The sequence below is a fragment of the Streptomyces venezuelae ATCC 10712 genome (assembly GCF_008639165.1).
Lineage (GTDB): Bacteria > Actinomycetota > Actinomycetes > Streptomycetales > Streptomycetaceae > Streptomyces > Streptomyces venezuelae.
Genome location: NZ_CP029197.1, coordinates 4,130,726 through 4,143,271 on the forward strand (window position 1 = coordinate 4,130,726; position 12,546 = coordinate 4,143,271).

At 70.3% G+C, this 12,546-nt stretch carries 13 protein-coding genes; 3 read left to right on the forward strand and 10 right to left on the reverse strand.

All coding sequences use genetic code 11. From position 1 onward, the window contains the following. Positions 1-12 precede the first annotated feature (12 nt). Positions 13-843, reverse strand: a complete 831-nt coding sequence (locus DEJ43_RS18975) for an alpha/beta fold hydrolase (RefSeq protein ID WP_015035008.1) — start codon at positions 841-843, stop codon at positions 13-15. A gap of 281 nt (positions 844-1,124) precedes the next feature. On the opposite strand from DEJ43_RS18975, the gene DEJ43_RS18980 reads away from it, so the two are divergent. Next, positions 1,125-1,982 carry a helix-turn-helix transcriptional regulator gene (locus DEJ43_RS18980; RefSeq protein ID WP_015035009.1) on the forward strand — a complete coding sequence of 286 codons (858 nt, stop codon included), beginning with the start codon at positions 1,125-1,127 and terminating at the stop codon, positions 1,980-1,982. Positions 1,983-2,132: 150 nt separating this feature from the next. On the opposite strand, the gene DEJ43_RS18985 is transcribed toward DEJ43_RS18980, so the two are convergent. The 3 genes from DEJ43_RS18985 to DEJ43_RS18995 form a co-directional block, all read right to left on the reverse strand. Beyond that, on the reverse strand, positions 2,133-3,191 hold the full coding sequence (locus DEJ43_RS18985) for an aldo/keto reductase (RefSeq protein WP_015035010.1): 1,059 nt from the start codon (positions 3,189-3,191) through the stop codon (positions 2,133-2,135). Between the two features lie 56 nt (positions 3,192-3,247). Next, on the reverse strand, positions 3,248-4,075 hold the full coding sequence (locus DEJ43_RS18990; RefSeq protein ID WP_015035011.1) for an alpha/beta fold hydrolase: 828 nt from the start codon (positions 4,073-4,075) through the stop codon (positions 3,248-3,250). Positions 4,076-4,145: 70 nt separating this feature from the next. Further along, positions 4,146-5,132: an ArsR/SmtB family transcription factor gene (locus DEJ43_RS18995; protein ID WP_041662684.1), complete on the reverse strand. Its 987-nt coding sequence runs from the start codon at positions 5,130-5,132 to the stop codon at positions 4,146-4,148. Positions 5,133-5,234: 102 nt separating this feature from the next. On the opposite strand from DEJ43_RS18995, the gene DEJ43_RS19000 reads away from it, so the two are divergent. Further along, positions 5,235-6,524 (forward strand): MDR family MFS transporter, encoded by a 1,290-nt coding sequence (locus DEJ43_RS19000; protein WP_015035013.1) that lies wholly within the window; start codon positions 5,235-5,237, stop codon positions 6,522-6,524. A 10-nt stretch (positions 6,525-6,534) separates the two neighbouring features. Here the strand turns inward: DEJ43_RS19000 and DEJ43_RS19005 are convergent, their stop codons facing one another. From DEJ43_RS19005 to DEJ43_RS19025, 5 genes are all read right to left on the reverse strand, one after another. After that, positions 6,535-6,744 (reverse strand): DUF4287 domain-containing protein, encoded by a 210-nt coding sequence (locus tag DEJ43_RS19005; RefSeq protein WP_015035014.1) that lies wholly within the window; start codon positions 6,742-6,744, stop codon positions 6,535-6,537. A gap of 84 nt (positions 6,745-6,828) precedes the next feature. After that, positions 6,829-9,081 carry an FtsX-like permease family protein gene (locus DEJ43_RS19010; protein ID WP_015035015.1) on the reverse strand — a complete coding sequence of 751 codons (2,253 nt, stop codon included), beginning with the start codon at positions 9,079-9,081 and terminating at the stop codon, positions 6,829-6,831. Beyond that, complete coding sequence (locus DEJ43_RS19015; RefSeq protein ID WP_015035016.1) at positions 9,078-9,752, reverse strand: ABC transporter ATP-binding protein; 675 nt, start codon at positions 9,750-9,752, stop codon at positions 9,078-9,080. Before DEJ43_RS19015 ends, DEJ43_RS19010 begins: the two co-directional genes overlap by 4 nt. 61 nt (positions 9,753-9,813) lie before the next feature. Then, positions 9,814-10,227 (reverse strand): hypothetical protein, encoded by a 414-nt coding sequence (locus tag DEJ43_RS19020; RefSeq protein WP_015035017.1) that lies wholly within the window; start codon positions 10,225-10,227, stop codon positions 9,814-9,816. Between the two features lie 262 nt (positions 10,228-10,489). Continuing rightward, a complete protein-coding gene (locus DEJ43_RS19025) occupies positions 10,490-10,720 on the reverse strand; it encodes a hypothetical protein (RefSeq protein WP_041662685.1) in 231 nt (76 codons plus the stop codon). Positions 10,721-10,876: 156 nt separating this feature from the next. On the opposite strand from DEJ43_RS19025, the gene DEJ43_RS19030 reads away from it, so the two are divergent. Beyond that, positions 10,877-11,440 carry a hypothetical protein gene (locus DEJ43_RS19030; RefSeq protein ID WP_041662686.1) on the forward strand — a complete coding sequence of 188 codons (564 nt, stop codon included), beginning with the start codon at positions 10,877-10,879 and terminating at the stop codon, positions 11,438-11,440. 18 nt (positions 11,441-11,458) lie between these two features. On the opposite strand, the gene sigJ is transcribed toward DEJ43_RS19030, so the two are convergent. Continuing rightward, on the reverse strand, positions 11,459-12,499 hold the full coding sequence (gene sigJ / locus DEJ43_RS19035; RefSeq protein ID WP_041662687.1) for an RNA polymerase sigma factor SigJ: 1,041 nt from the start codon (positions 12,497-12,499) through the stop codon (positions 11,459-11,461). Positions 12,500-12,546: the final 47 nt, after the last annotated feature.

Genomic DNA, 12,546 nt, shown 5'->3' on the forward strand with positions numbered 1-12,546 from the left:
TCCAGCATGACCTCAGGCACTGACAAGCACGTGGAGATCCGCCGCGGTGACGTCCGCGCCGAGGAATCCGGTCACCGTCCCGACGAACTCGTCCTCCTTCTCGAAGAAGACGACGTGACCCGCGTCGATCTCCGCGTACGAGCTGCCGACGATGGCCGCGTGCAGCTCCCGGCTGTTCTCCACCGGGACGGTGGCGTCCTGCGCGCATCCCACGACCAGCGTCGGCGCCGTGATCCGGGGCAGCAGCGCGCGGATGTCGACCGACAGGTCGAGCGCCACGTGTCGCAGTGTGCCCGGCGTGGGCGGCATGTTCGGGACGAGCGCCTCGACGCCCTCGCGGCCGATCGAGTTGAGGAAGCCGCGGCTGAAGCCGGTCATCGTCACGATCCGCCCGAAGCCCGCCGGGTCCACCTCACCGAGCCGCTGCCAGAGCGTGAACAGGTTCCGCAGGTACTCGTCGCCTTCGGTGTACGCCCAGCCCGCCACCAGCACCAGACGGTGCACCAGGTCGGGGCGGAGGGCGGCGACGGCCGCCGAGACCGGCGACCCCATGGAGAAGCCGAGCAGGTCGACGGGCCCGGTACCGGCGTCCTCGATCACCGCGATCACCTGCGCGGCGAGCGCCTCGACGGTCAGCGGACCGCCGTCGTCGACGGTCCGGTCGGCGCCCGACAGGTCCAGGGTGACGACCGTACGGCCGGCGGTGAACCGGGGCACGGTCTGCCCCCAGTTGACGACGGCGCCACCCGAACCGGTGCCGTGGACGAGAAGGAGAGCGGGCCCGGAACCGGACCCCTCGACGTCGTAGCGGACGCGGGCGGTGCCGACGGTGGCGGTGGCCATGATCTGTGCTCCCGGAGGTGGTGGTGGTGTGCGGAGTCGCTTGCTGACGTCCCCGACTCTGCCGCCCGCCGAGAACCCACGGGAGAGCCCTCCTGACCCTGGGATCGGCGATCCCTGGATACGGGTCCTGGGTACGGCCCCGGCCCCTGGATACGGCCAATGGACACGGCCCCTGGATACGGCCACTGGACCCGGCCCCTAGATACGGCCCCGGCCACGGTCCCCGGCCACGGCCCCTGGGTACGGGAGGCAGCCGGCGGGCGGACCCCCGACCAGGCAGGATGACCGGCATGACGATCGACCGCCGTGAACTCGCCGACTTCCTGCGCCGTTCCCGCGACCGGGTCCGCCCGCAGGACGTGGGCCTCCCGGCGGGCCCCCGGCGCCGCACGCCCGGACTGCGCCGCGAGGAGGTCGCCCAGCTCGCGGGCATGTCCGCCGACTACTACATCCGCTTGGAGCAGGCCCGCGGCCCGCAGCCCTCGCCCCAGATGCTCGCCGCGCTCGCCCGCGCCCTGCGGCTCGACACCGACGGCCGCGACCACCTCCACCTCCTCGCCGGCCACCGCCCGCCCGCCGGGCCGGTGGCAGGCGACCACGTCTCACCGGGGCTGCTGCACCTCTTGGACCAGCTGGAGTCGACCCCGGCGCAGGTCCTGAGCGACCTGGGGGACGTCCTCGCGCAGAACGCGACGGCGCGGGCGCTGCTCGGCGGCGTGTGCACGGTGTCGGAGCACGGCCGGAACGTGGTGTGGCGCTGGTTCGCCGACCCGGAGGCGCGCACGGCGTACCCGGCCGAGGAGCACGCGCACCACAGCCGCCTGCACGTCGCCGACCTGCGCGCGGCGTTCGGCCGCCGCGCCGGCGATCCGGCCGCGACGCGGCTGGTCGAGCGGCTGCGCGGGGCGTCCGGGGAGTTCACGGAGCTGTGGGAACGGCACGAGGTGGCGGTCCGCCGGCACAACCGGATGCGGGTCGCGCACCCGCTGATCGGCCCGGTCGACCTGGACTGCCAGGTGCTGCTCGCCCCGGAGGGCGAACAGCGCCTCGTCCTGTACACCCCGCCGCCCGGCACGGACGCGGCGGAGCGCCTCGCACTGCTCCGGGTGGTGGGAACGGAACAGTTCGCGACGGGCTGACGGGCCGGGACCGTACTGCGGCCCCGGCGAGGCGCGGCCCGGGTACGGGCCGGTCCGGCACGGGTACGCCCCGGCGCACCCGGGTACGGGCCGGTCCGGCACGGGTACGCCCCGGCGCGTCCCGGTTACGGGGTTCAGCCGGCGGCGCGCTCAGCCCGCGGCGCGTTCGGCCGGCGGGCGGCGCCGCAGGGCGGGCTCGGTGAGGAAACGCGGCCGCCAGGCGCCGTCCGGCTGGTAGAGGTTCGTACCCGGCGGCACGATCGCGTCGATCCGGTCGAGGACGTCGTCCGTGAGGACGAGCGGCGCCCCCTTCAGGAGCCCGTCGAGCTGCTCCATCGTGCGCGGCCCGATGATGACCGAGGTCACCGCCGGGTGCGCGGCCGCGAAGGCGATCGCGAGCTCGGGCAGGGAGCAGCCGATCTCGTCGGCGAGCGCGACGAACTCCTCGACGGCGTCGAGCTTGGCGGCGTTGACGGGGAGGGCCGGGTCGAAGCGCTGCGGGAAGAGCGCGGGGCGTCCGCTGCTCATGTCGACGGGCAACCCCTTGCGGTACTTGCCGGTGAGGAAGCCGGACGCGAGCGGCGACCAGGTCAGTACGCCCATCCCGTACCGCTGGGCGACGGGCAGGACGGACGCCTCCACGCCCCGCGCGAGCAGCGAGTACGGCGGCTGCTCGGAGCGGAAGCGGCGCAGCCCGCGCCGCTCGGCGACGGCGTGGGCCTCGACGATCTCGTCGGCGGGGAAGGTGGAGCAGCCGAAGGCCCGGATCTTCCCCTGGCTCACGAGGTCGCCGAGGACGTCGAGGGTCTCCTCGATGTCCGTCCGGTGGTCGGGCCGGTGGACCTGGTAGAGGTCGATCCAGTCGGTACCGAGCCGCTTGAGGCTGTTCTCGACGGCGCGGGTGATCCAACGGCGGGACAGACCGCCCCGGTTGGGGCCCTCGCCGCCGAAGGGGAAGTACACCTTGGTGGCGAGCACGGTCTCGTCCCGCCGGCGGGAGTCGCGCAGTGCCTTGCCCACGATCTCCTCGGACTCACCGGCCGAGTACATGTCGGCGGTGTCCACGAAGTTGATGCCCTGGTCGAGGGCGGCGTGGATGATCCGTACGGAGTCCTGGTGGTCGGGATTGCCGATGGCACCGAACATCATCGTGCCGAGACAGTACGTACTTACTTCGAACCCGGTCCCGCCGAGTACCCGATAGCGCATGCGCGCACTCTAGGAACTGGAGTGCACTCCAACGCAAGGGCGATTCGGCCGATCTTTCAGAGCGTCCGGCCGAGGAAGTCGACGATCAACCGGTGCAGCACGTCGGGCCGTTCGAGATGGACGTCGTGCCCGGTGCCGGGCAGGCTGGCGCCGTGCAGCGAGGGCCGGAGCCGGACCATCTCGGCGTACTCCGCACCGCTGATGATCCCGCCCTGCTCGCCCTGCCCGAGGACGGTGAGGGTGGGGCAGGCGATCGCGGCCCACTCGTCCCAGAAGGCGCGGGTGGCGATCTCGTCGAGGGACCGCACCATGACCTCGGGGTCGAATCGGGGCCACAGCCCGTCGGGGCGTTCCTCAAGCCCGCGAGCCCAGCCCTCCCCTACGGGTTCGCGGCCGCCGCCGAGGTAGGCGGCGGCCACCTCGCGGGAGGGGAACGGCACCGGCCAGGCCCGCAGCCAGCCGCAGATCTGCTCCTGGACGCCGGCGTTCGCCCCGCCGGGGCCGGCCTCGACGAGGACGAGGGCGCGGGGGAGCGCGGGGTGGGCGGCGGCGGTCAGGAGCGCGGTGCTGCCGCCGAGCGATTGGCCGACCAACACGGGCCGGTCGAGGCCGAGTTCACCGACGACGGCGACGACGTCAGCGACGTACGCGGCACGGGAGACATCGCCGGGGTGGCGCTCGCTCGCGCCGTGGCCGCGCTGGTCGAGGGCGACGACGCGATGCCCGGAGTCCCGCAGGAGCCGCGCGGTGTCGTCCCATTCGCCGACGTGTCCGGCGAGCCCGTGGAGCAGGAGTACGTCGGGCCCCGAGCCGCCCCAGTCACGGCATACGAGCCGCACACCGTCACGTACCAGGATCCGCTCCGACCAGCAGGAAGATGTCATCCCACCATGATCCCCCACGAGTTGAGAGGCGGATCGACGACGGAGGCCCCGTACGGGGAGGAGCGACCCCTTACGGGTTGAGAAGCTGATCGGCGACGGCGGTACGGGCGTAGAGGACGGAACGTCCGCTGCGGTGGGCGGTCACGAGGCCGGCGTTCCGCAGCGCGATGAGGTGCTGCGAGACCCCGGCGGGGGACAGCCCGCAGTGGGCGGCGAGCTGGGTGGTGGACGCGGGCGTGTCGAGCTCGGTGAGGAGCAGGGTGCGGGAGCGCCCGAGAACGGCGGCGACGGCCTCGGTCGCTCCCGCGGTACGGGGCTCCCAGACGGTGCCGAACCCCCGCGCCGGATAGGCGAGCTGGGGCGGGTCGGGCGCGACGGAGCGGGTGAGGACCCGGGGCCAGGCGAAGACGGAGGGGACGAGGAGCAGGCCGGACCCGGCCTCGTCGCGGCTCAGCGAGCAATGCCGCCGTACGAGCAGCAGGGTGCCGTCGTCCCACCGTACGGTTTCGTGCAGGTCGCTCAGGACCCGCGCGGAACCGTGCTCGGCGACCTGCCGCGCCCGATGGAAGACATCGGCTTCGAGGACGTGCTGGATGCGGGCCCAGTAGGGGGCGAGGGCCAGCTCCCAGTAGGTCTCGATCTCGTCGGCGACCTTGAGCAGGGCGGCAGGGGTGTCCTCGTGCAGCATGCGCAGAAGCTCGCCCGCGGCCCCCTCCCTCGGCAGCTTCTGGAGCTTCTGGAGATCGTCGCGGACCTGGTCGGCGGGGGTGCGGCGGAGGGCGTCGAGTTCGGAGTCGAGGGTGGGGAAGGGCCCGGAGGGGGTGGGGTTGAGGAAGTCCGCGAGGTAGCCGTGCGGGGGAACGAGCGCGGCGAGCCAGCCGCGGTCGAGGCCGGCCCGCACGATCCGGGGCCGGACCTGCGCGACCCAGCGCTGATGGGGTGCGGAGTCGGGCCGGCCGGTGAGGACGCGGTAGCTGGTGACGACCTCCCACAGGGGGGAGACGGCGAAGCGGGTCTGAGCGAGGTCGGCGGCGGAGAAGCTGAGCCCGGAGTCCACGAGGCGGTGTCCTAGGTGCGGGGTGGGTGCGAACGGCTGATTTGGATTCGTTCTGAGCTTAATGAATGGAGGGTGGGGAGGGGCGGGCCCCAAGCTCCAGACATGCCGTCGAACGAATCCCCCCAGCAGCCGACACCGCCCTCTCCTTCCACCCCTGATCCCGCTCCCGCCCGCTCATCGACCTCCCGCCTGGTCCCGTCCTCGTTCCGGGACCTGCCGTCCGTGGTCTGGACGATCTTCGCGGGAACGATCATCAACAGGCTGGGCTATCTCGTCACGCCGTTCCTGGTCTTCTTCCTCGCCTCACGCGGGGTGACCGGCTCCGACACTTCGTACGTCCTCGGTGCCCTCGGTGCCGGCAACCTCCTCGGCCCTGCCGTAGGCGGCATCCTGGCCGACCGCATCGGGCGCCGCCCGACGATGCTGATCGGCCTGATCGGGGCCTCGGCGGCGCAGGGCGCACTGTTCCTCGCGCCTGGCGTGTGGACGATGGCCGCGGCGGCGCTGCTGATCAGCGCGGCGGGCAGCACGGTCTCCCCGGCGGCGTACGCCCTGCTCGCGGACGCCGTGGACAGCGAGCGCCGCCAGCGTGCGTACGCCCTGTTCGGCTGGGGAGTGAACATCGGGACGGCCGTGGCGGGCATCCTCGGCGGCTACCTCGCCGCGCACGGCTACTGGCTGCTGTTCGCCGTCGACGCGGGCTCGATGCTCGTGTACGCCTTGGTCGTCGCGGTCCGCCTGCCGGAACCGCGACGTACGGCGAGCCCGCGGAAGACGAGCGGGAGGAAGGACGGCATCGGGTACGGAGTGGTCCTCCGCGACCGCCTGGCGCTGATCCTGCTGCCGCTGTTCGGGATCCAGTTGTTCGTGTACTCGCTGACCGAGGTCGCCCTGCCGCTCGCGATCCACGACAGCGGGCTGTCGCCTGCGGTGTACGGGGCGATGGCGGCGGTGAACGCGATCCTGGTGGTGGCACTCCAGCCCTTCGCGACGGCCTGGCTGGCCCGCTTCCCGCAACTGGCCGTACAGGGCGCGGGCGGCACACTGATCGCGGCCGGCGTCGCGCTCACGGGCGTGGCGGACGGAATCGCCGGCTACACGGTGTCGGTCGTGGTCTGGTCGCTGGGCGAGGTCGTGGTCGCGGGCATCGCGGCAGGCGTGGTGGCCAACCTGGCCCCGGCCCACGCCCGGGGCCGCTACCAGGGCGCCTACAGCTGGACCTGGGGCACGGCCCGCTTCGCGGCCCTCACCCTGGGCGTGGCCGTCTACACGACCCTGGGCCCGTCGGTCCTCTGGTGGACGGCCCTGGTGGCGGGCACGACGACCGCGGTGGCGACGGTGGCCCTGACGCCCCGGGTGACGGCCCGCACGGCCCACGAACTGGCGGTATGAACGCCGCGGGTCACTTCCCCTCGGCGAGGGTGTGGGCGACGAGCGCGTTGGCGTGCCCGTGCCCCAGCCCGTACTCGTCCTTCAGCCAGGAGACCAGCTCCATGTGCTTGGCGAGCGGCGAGGCCCGGATGAGCCCCTGCCACTCGGAGACGGGCCGGCCGTACTTCTTCTCGATGGAGGGGAAGTAACTGGCGGGACCCTTGACGACGTTCTCGGACATGGCTGATCTCCTGTCAGGCGAAGCGAACAACGACACTAAGACCCTCGCCACCCCAAAAACTCATCGCCCGCGCGCGACCCGCCTTCAATCCCGCCGAATGTGCTCAGGATCGATGTGCCGCCGCACCATGGGCACGGAGGCGAGAGCGGCGGCGAGGAGCACGCCGAGGGCGCAGACGAAGAGCAGGGGAAGCCCCTCCCAGTCCCAGTGCACCGCACCACCGCCGGTGATCAGATAACTGGACTCGGCAAGCCACCCCGCCACGATGGCCGCCCCCAGCCCCACGCCAAGCGGCAACAACACCTGCAGAACCTGCACCACCCGCAACGTCCCAGCCCGAGCCCCCAACAACGCGAGCGCAGTCACCTGCCCCCGCCGCTCCATGGCCCGATCAGCCACAGACACAACAAACGCGGCCACCCCGATGACCAACCCGAGCACCATCCCGACGACCAACAGACTCCGGATGACGGTGAGCTGAGCGAGCGAGTCGATGACAATCCCCACCGGCTCCACAGCCGAGGTAGGCGCCACGGCCCCGACACCGTCGAGGACGGCACGGATGGTGGCGGGGTCGGAGTCGCTGAGGAGAACCAGGTGGCCATCCTTGATGAATGTCCCGCGAGGAACCCTTGAAGGGGGAATGAGGAGGCTCGGGCCTGCGAATTCGGATGGTTGAAATGCTCGAATCGAGACAGCGGCTGAAGGGACGCTGACCTCCAGAATTCCGCCGCTGCTCAGTAGGAATGGGAATTTTCTGCCAGGGCGGGCATCCTCATCAATCAGAAGTGCCGGATCGTTGATCCTTAGAACCTCGTTGTCGACGCACCCCCGCATGCTTTCAGTAAAGGCAGCAAGTTGGGCACACGTCGCAACGACGGCTTGTACAGCGGGCACATCTTCTTCCAGAGTGTGCACCCATGAGGACGCGGCCATTCCGGTTGCATCCACTCCGTCAACAGCGGTCATTTGTTCGCGCTGCTGAGAGCTCAGATCGGCCAGCGGAATGCTGTACTCCTGGACCGGAGCAGTGCGCCGACTCACCTGGTCCAACTCGATGAGCACGCCTTGGGTCAGGGATGCACCAAACATGAGTAGAACGAGGCCAGTAGCCACTCGCAAAGAACTGCCGGGATCCACCTCCGTGCGCCTCATGGCTAGCACCAATGGAAGCTTCTCCGCAGTCCCAGCCACCCGCTGAGCGATCCATGCTGTGATCGGCGTCAGCCCTAGGACGAGTCCCGCCCCAGTCAGCAGCACGGCAGCAGGTACTAGCACGGCGCTAGCTGATCCGCCCGAAGGGTCTCCTCCGGCCGCACTGAGAATGCAATACCCGCCGATGACTCCCAATCCAGGAACCAGCAGCAGCGATCCGTACTTCCGGGGCCGTCGACGCTCCGCTGTGCGTCGCACACTGATGGGGGACCGTGCCGCTTGACGAGCACCATGTCGTCCTACGAACCATGCGAGTGCGGGACAGCCGAGAAGGCATGCGGCGAGTGTCGGCAGCTCTGGCCATCCGTCCGCCGGATACCACTGCAGTCCTGGCAGTCCAACCCGTGCCCCGATCTCGTTGATACCGAGGTACGCCACGGTGCCTAGCAAAGCCCCGCTGAATGCAGCAGCCACGCTCTCCCCAGCATTGACTCGCAGGGTGTCCTTCATGCTGAGCCCGACGAGCCGGAGGGCAGCCAGCCGACGGGCGCGTGACTCGCCGGATAGACGCGCGCAGACGGAGAGGAAAACGACAAGGGGTAGCAGCACGATGCACCCGAGAGTGAACCGCAGAATGTCGAGAGTTCCAGAATCGATGATCTTTTGCGAGGAGTAGCGACGGCCGAAGCCGCCGAGCGGCGCGGCATCAGGCAACTCTGTAGCGCGGGTGCCGATGTACGCGTACAGGTCGTCAGGCCCCCCCAGGCCCTCTGGTGCGATCGTGGCGGTCACACGGCCTGGTACAAGTCCGGCCACCTGCGGGTTTGAAGCAAGGATCTCTTCGAGTTTCGGTGAGATGACAACCTCGCCGGCTTCAGGAAGCCTCTTGACCCCCGGCGCTGCGAGGCTTGGTCCAGGTTCCGTGCGTGCGACGAACACCCTGCGAAGGGGTTGTGAGCCGAAAGGGTCGCTGAGCTGGAGGTAGACAAACCGCCCTTCCCCTGGCCAGGGCTGGCGGGCAGCCGTGCGCGCGTCATGGGCGGCAAGGATCGAAGGGATGGTGAGCACGGCGGCAAGGCACGCGACCCCGAGCGCCGACCCCATCGCCATCAGCAGGAACCGGACGCGTCCCCGGCGACCGCTACCCCACAGCAGCCGCATGCCGAGTACGAACGTGTTCACACCGCCACCCGCTGGGCCAGCACCCCGTCCGACATCGTGTACTGCGTGTCGGCCCTCGCGGCCACGTCGGCGTCGTGGGTGACGATCACGACGGCGGTCTTCTGCCGGCGTGCCAGCCGAAGGAACTCCTCGAGCACAGCGGTCGCGTTGGCGCTGTCCAGCGCTCCGGTCGGCTCGTCGGCGAACACCACGTCCGGCCGGTGGACCAGAGCCCGCGCAACCGCAACGCGCTGACTCTGGCCTCCCGACAACTTCGAGGTCCTGCGCCGCAACAGCTCGCTCATGCCGAGCCGTCCCAGTACCTGGGCGGCCACGGCATGAGCGTGGGTCTTGCTGATGCCGGCGAGGCGGAGGGGGAGTGCGGCGTTCTCCTCCACGGTCAGTTCGGGCAACAACTCCCCGTACTGGAAAACGAAACCGAGACGGGTACGCCGCAGGGCGCTCAGCTCTCCGTCGGGAAGGGCCGAGAGCTGTACGCCGTCGAAGGTCACGGTGCCGTTGGTCGGCGGCAGAACCCCCGCGAGGCAGTACAGCAGCGACGACTTCCCCGACCCGCTGCTACCCATGATGGCGGCCACTTCGCCGCGCTTGAGAGTGAAATCCGCGCTGCTGACGGCCTGCTCGGTGCCATAGAAAAGATCCACGCCATCGGCGCGGAGGATGACGTCCATCGTGGTCGTACTCCAAAGGGGTGGGAGCCGCCAATGGCGGCTCCCATCACGGGCTGGCTGTCTACTTGCGCTCGAAGTGGCTTGCTGGCGAGCAGTTGTCGGGACGCAGAGAGCCGCGGTTCTGGCAGACGCGAACATCCGCTGAGGTCGTGTACCGAGTGGCCCCGTCATAGACGACCTTGTCGAGCCAGACAGTCTTCTTCTGCACGCCGTCGAAGCGGTTCCACCCGTAGCCGTGCACCTTCACCTGCAGGTACACGTTGTGGTCGTCTTCCAGGCCGATGTCACGCAACTTGCCCTTGACGTGAAACGCGCCGTGCTCCCGCTCTGCGGGCTCCCACTTGAACTTGCCCTCCTCGAAGCGAGCCCCGGTCGTCTTCAGGAGCGCCAGGGAATGCCAAGTGTCCGCAACCGCCACCCCCATCCCCCCAAAGAACAGCCCCGCGGCCACCACCGCCGTAGCCAACTTCCTCATCGATAACCCCTGTTTGGTCGAGCCGACTGGTCATTACAGAAAGTATCGACATCACTACAGATCGGTTGTCGCAGGAACGTCCCTCCCTCAGATCACCCCCCGATCCGGTGAACGAGGCCCCTCGTGGCTGTCGTCACCCGCAGAGCGGACCCGTGCGCACCCAGCCATGACGCCCAGGGCAGCGCGGGCTACCCCTCCGGCTTTCCGATCCGCCGCTCGCTGATGGTGATCGCCGGTTGGATCACCTCGGGGTAGCGGTCCGTCAGGTGTTCCTGTTGAACCTCTTCGCAGGCCGCGCGGTTGGCTCGGTCATCTGGGCGACGAAGTCCCTGGCCGTACGGACCCGGCCTCCGTCGATCGCCGAGGACGTCTCGGGGCTGAGGTGGGAGGTGACTTGGGCCCTCACCAGGACCCCGGTCTCCGGGATGGCCGCGCCTCGATGCTGCCCGTCGACGAGGCAGCCGTGCCAGTCGAGAGGTCGTGATGCGGTCATAGGATTTCTAGATGGATCATCTCCGGCCTTTGGGTCGAACGTGACGAAGCCTTGCGACCGCACCCGTACTCGATGCGCGCTCCGCCGCCACCCCGTAGGAGTGATCACCGGTGCGCCTGCGTGAAGGGGTGCGGCGGTGCGCCCAAGGATGCGGGCATGTTTCCTTCCTCCCCCTCGCGGGTTCGTCGCGCCGTTCTGCCCTTCGTCGCCGCCCTCGCTCTCTTCGGTACGGCCGGGTCCTCCGTGGCTGGTGCGGTCGAGGCGTGCGGTTCGGTCATCACGGCCCCGCTCGCCCGGCCCGTTCCGGCCGACGACCCCTGTCCCAGCACCGACCCGGTCGTGTGCCGGATCCGCGTCCTGCCGATGGACGAGAAGGTGGAGGCCCAGCGGACCCGGATGCGGTACCACGGCCTCCTGGAGGACATGCATCGCACGGAGGCCGCCATGCGCGAGGCGGGCGCCACGGATGAGGAGATCGCCCGGGAGCTGGTCGACATGCGGAACCAGGCGAAGGAGATCACCCGCGCCGGCATGACCCCGGAGGAGGTGCGGATCCTGGAGCAGCGGAACATCGCCAAGTACGGCAATCCCCTCGGCCCCACCGCCGATCAGCTGTACGTGAAGTACGGCTCCTGGCAGCAGGTGATCGACGCGTCGATGCGGACCAGCTACGCCGTCGACCGCGAACTCAGCCTCGAGTACCGCCCCTGCCCCGTGTAGGGCGTGGATCGAGCACCGTCAGAGAGCGAGGCCGGCCGGTCCCGTATCCCGTCCCGGTCCCGCGTTCTTCGTCCACGCGCGGAGTTTCTCCGGGTTGCGCACCGCCCAGATGCGCCCGATGCGGTCGCCGGTCAGGTCGAACGCCGCGACCGTCACCGTCACGCCCGTGTGCTGGGCGACAAGGCCGGGGCGGCCGTTGACCGGGCGTTCCAGGAGGGTCAGGCCGGGGGCCTTGTCGGCCATGTGGATCAGGTACTGGGCGATCCGCCTGCCGCCCTCGACCGGGCGGAGGACCGCGCCGACCAGACCGCCGCCGTCGGCGACCATCGCCGCGTCGGGGTCGAGGAGGCCGACGAGCGCCTCGATGTCCCTGGCCTCCCACGCCCGCTTGAAGTGCCGCACCAGACCCGCCTGCTCGGCCGCCGTGACCGAAGTGCCCACCGTGACCGAAGTGCCCACCGCGCCCGACGTGGCCCCCGTGCCCGGCGGGGCCTGCGCGGCGCTCACCCGCCGGCGCGCCGAGGACGCGAGCTGGCGGCAGGCGGCCGGTGTCCGGCCGACGATGTCGGCGATCTCGGCGAAGGGGTACCGGAAGACGTCGTGGAGGACGAACGCCACGCGTTCGGCGGGCGTCATGGACTCCAGGACGACGAGGAAGGCCATGCTCACCGACTCGTCCAGGGTGATGAGGTCGGCGGGGTCGTCCGGCACCGTCCCCGTGCCGCCTCCCGGTCCGCCGATCCACTCCCCACGGCCGGGCACCGGCTCGGGTATCCATTGGCCGACGTAGCGCTCGCGCCGGACCCGGGCGGAGCCGAGCAGGTCCAGGCAGATCCGGCTGGCCACCGTGGTCAGCCATGCCCCGGGTGACTCGACGGCCTCCTGCTGCCGGCGCGGCATCGCGTACCAGCGGGCGTAGGCCTCCTGTACGGCGTCCTCGGCCTCGGTCAGCGAACCGAGCAGCCGGTAGGCGACGTTGATCAGCCGGCGCCGCTCGCCGGTGATCACGCCGAGAACCTGCTCGGAGCTGTCGTGACCCGGCCCGGATGAGGTGTTCATGGTGGCGTCCGTCCCCCGGTTCTTCTGCCTCGCCGCTGTTTCCTCGG

Bases quoted from the DNA above. Each gene is read 5' to 3' on its own strand.
- DEJ43_RS18990 (WP_015035011.1), bottom strand. From the start codon at position 4,075: ATGACATCTTCCTGCTGGTCGGAGCGGATCCTGGTACGTGACGGTGTG.
- sigJ (WP_041662687.1), bottom strand. From the start codon at position 12,499: ATGAACACCTCATCCGGGCCGGGTCACGACAGCTCCGAGCAGGTTCTC.
- DEJ43_RS19000 (WP_015035013.1), top strand. From the start codon at position 5,235: ATGCCGTCGAACGAATCCCCCCAGCAGCCGACACCGCCCTCTCCTTCC.
- DEJ43_RS18980 (WP_015035009.1), top strand. From the start codon at position 1,125: ATGACCGGCATGACGATCGACCGCCGTGAACTCGCCGACTTCCTGCGC.
- DEJ43_RS19005 (WP_015035014.1), bottom strand. From the start codon at position 6,744: ATGTCCGAGAACGTCGTCAAGGGTCCCGCCAGTTACTTCCCCTCCATC.
- DEJ43_RS19030 (WP_041662686.1), top strand. From the start codon at position 10,877: ATGTTTCCTTCCTCCCCCTCGCGGGTTCGTCGCGCCGTTCTGCCCTTC.
- DEJ43_RS19020 (WP_015035017.1), bottom strand. From the start codon at position 10,227: ATGAGGAAGTTGGCTACGGCGGTGGTGGCCGCGGGGCTGTTCTTTGGG.
- DEJ43_RS18985 (WP_015035010.1), bottom strand. From the start codon at position 3,191: ATGCGCTATCGGGTACTCGGCGGGACCGGGTTCGAAGTAAGTACGTAC.
- DEJ43_RS19015 (WP_015035016.1), bottom strand. From the start codon at position 9,752: ATGGACGTCATCCTCCGCGCCGATGGCGTGGATCTTTTCTATGGCACC.
- DEJ43_RS19025 (WP_041662685.1), bottom strand. From the start codon at position 10,720: ATGACCGCATCACGACCTCTCGACTGGCACGGCTGCCTCGTCGACGGG.
- DEJ43_RS18975 (WP_015035008.1), bottom strand. From the start codon at position 843: ATGGCCACCGCCACCGTCGGCACCGCCCGCGTCCGCTACGACGTCGAG.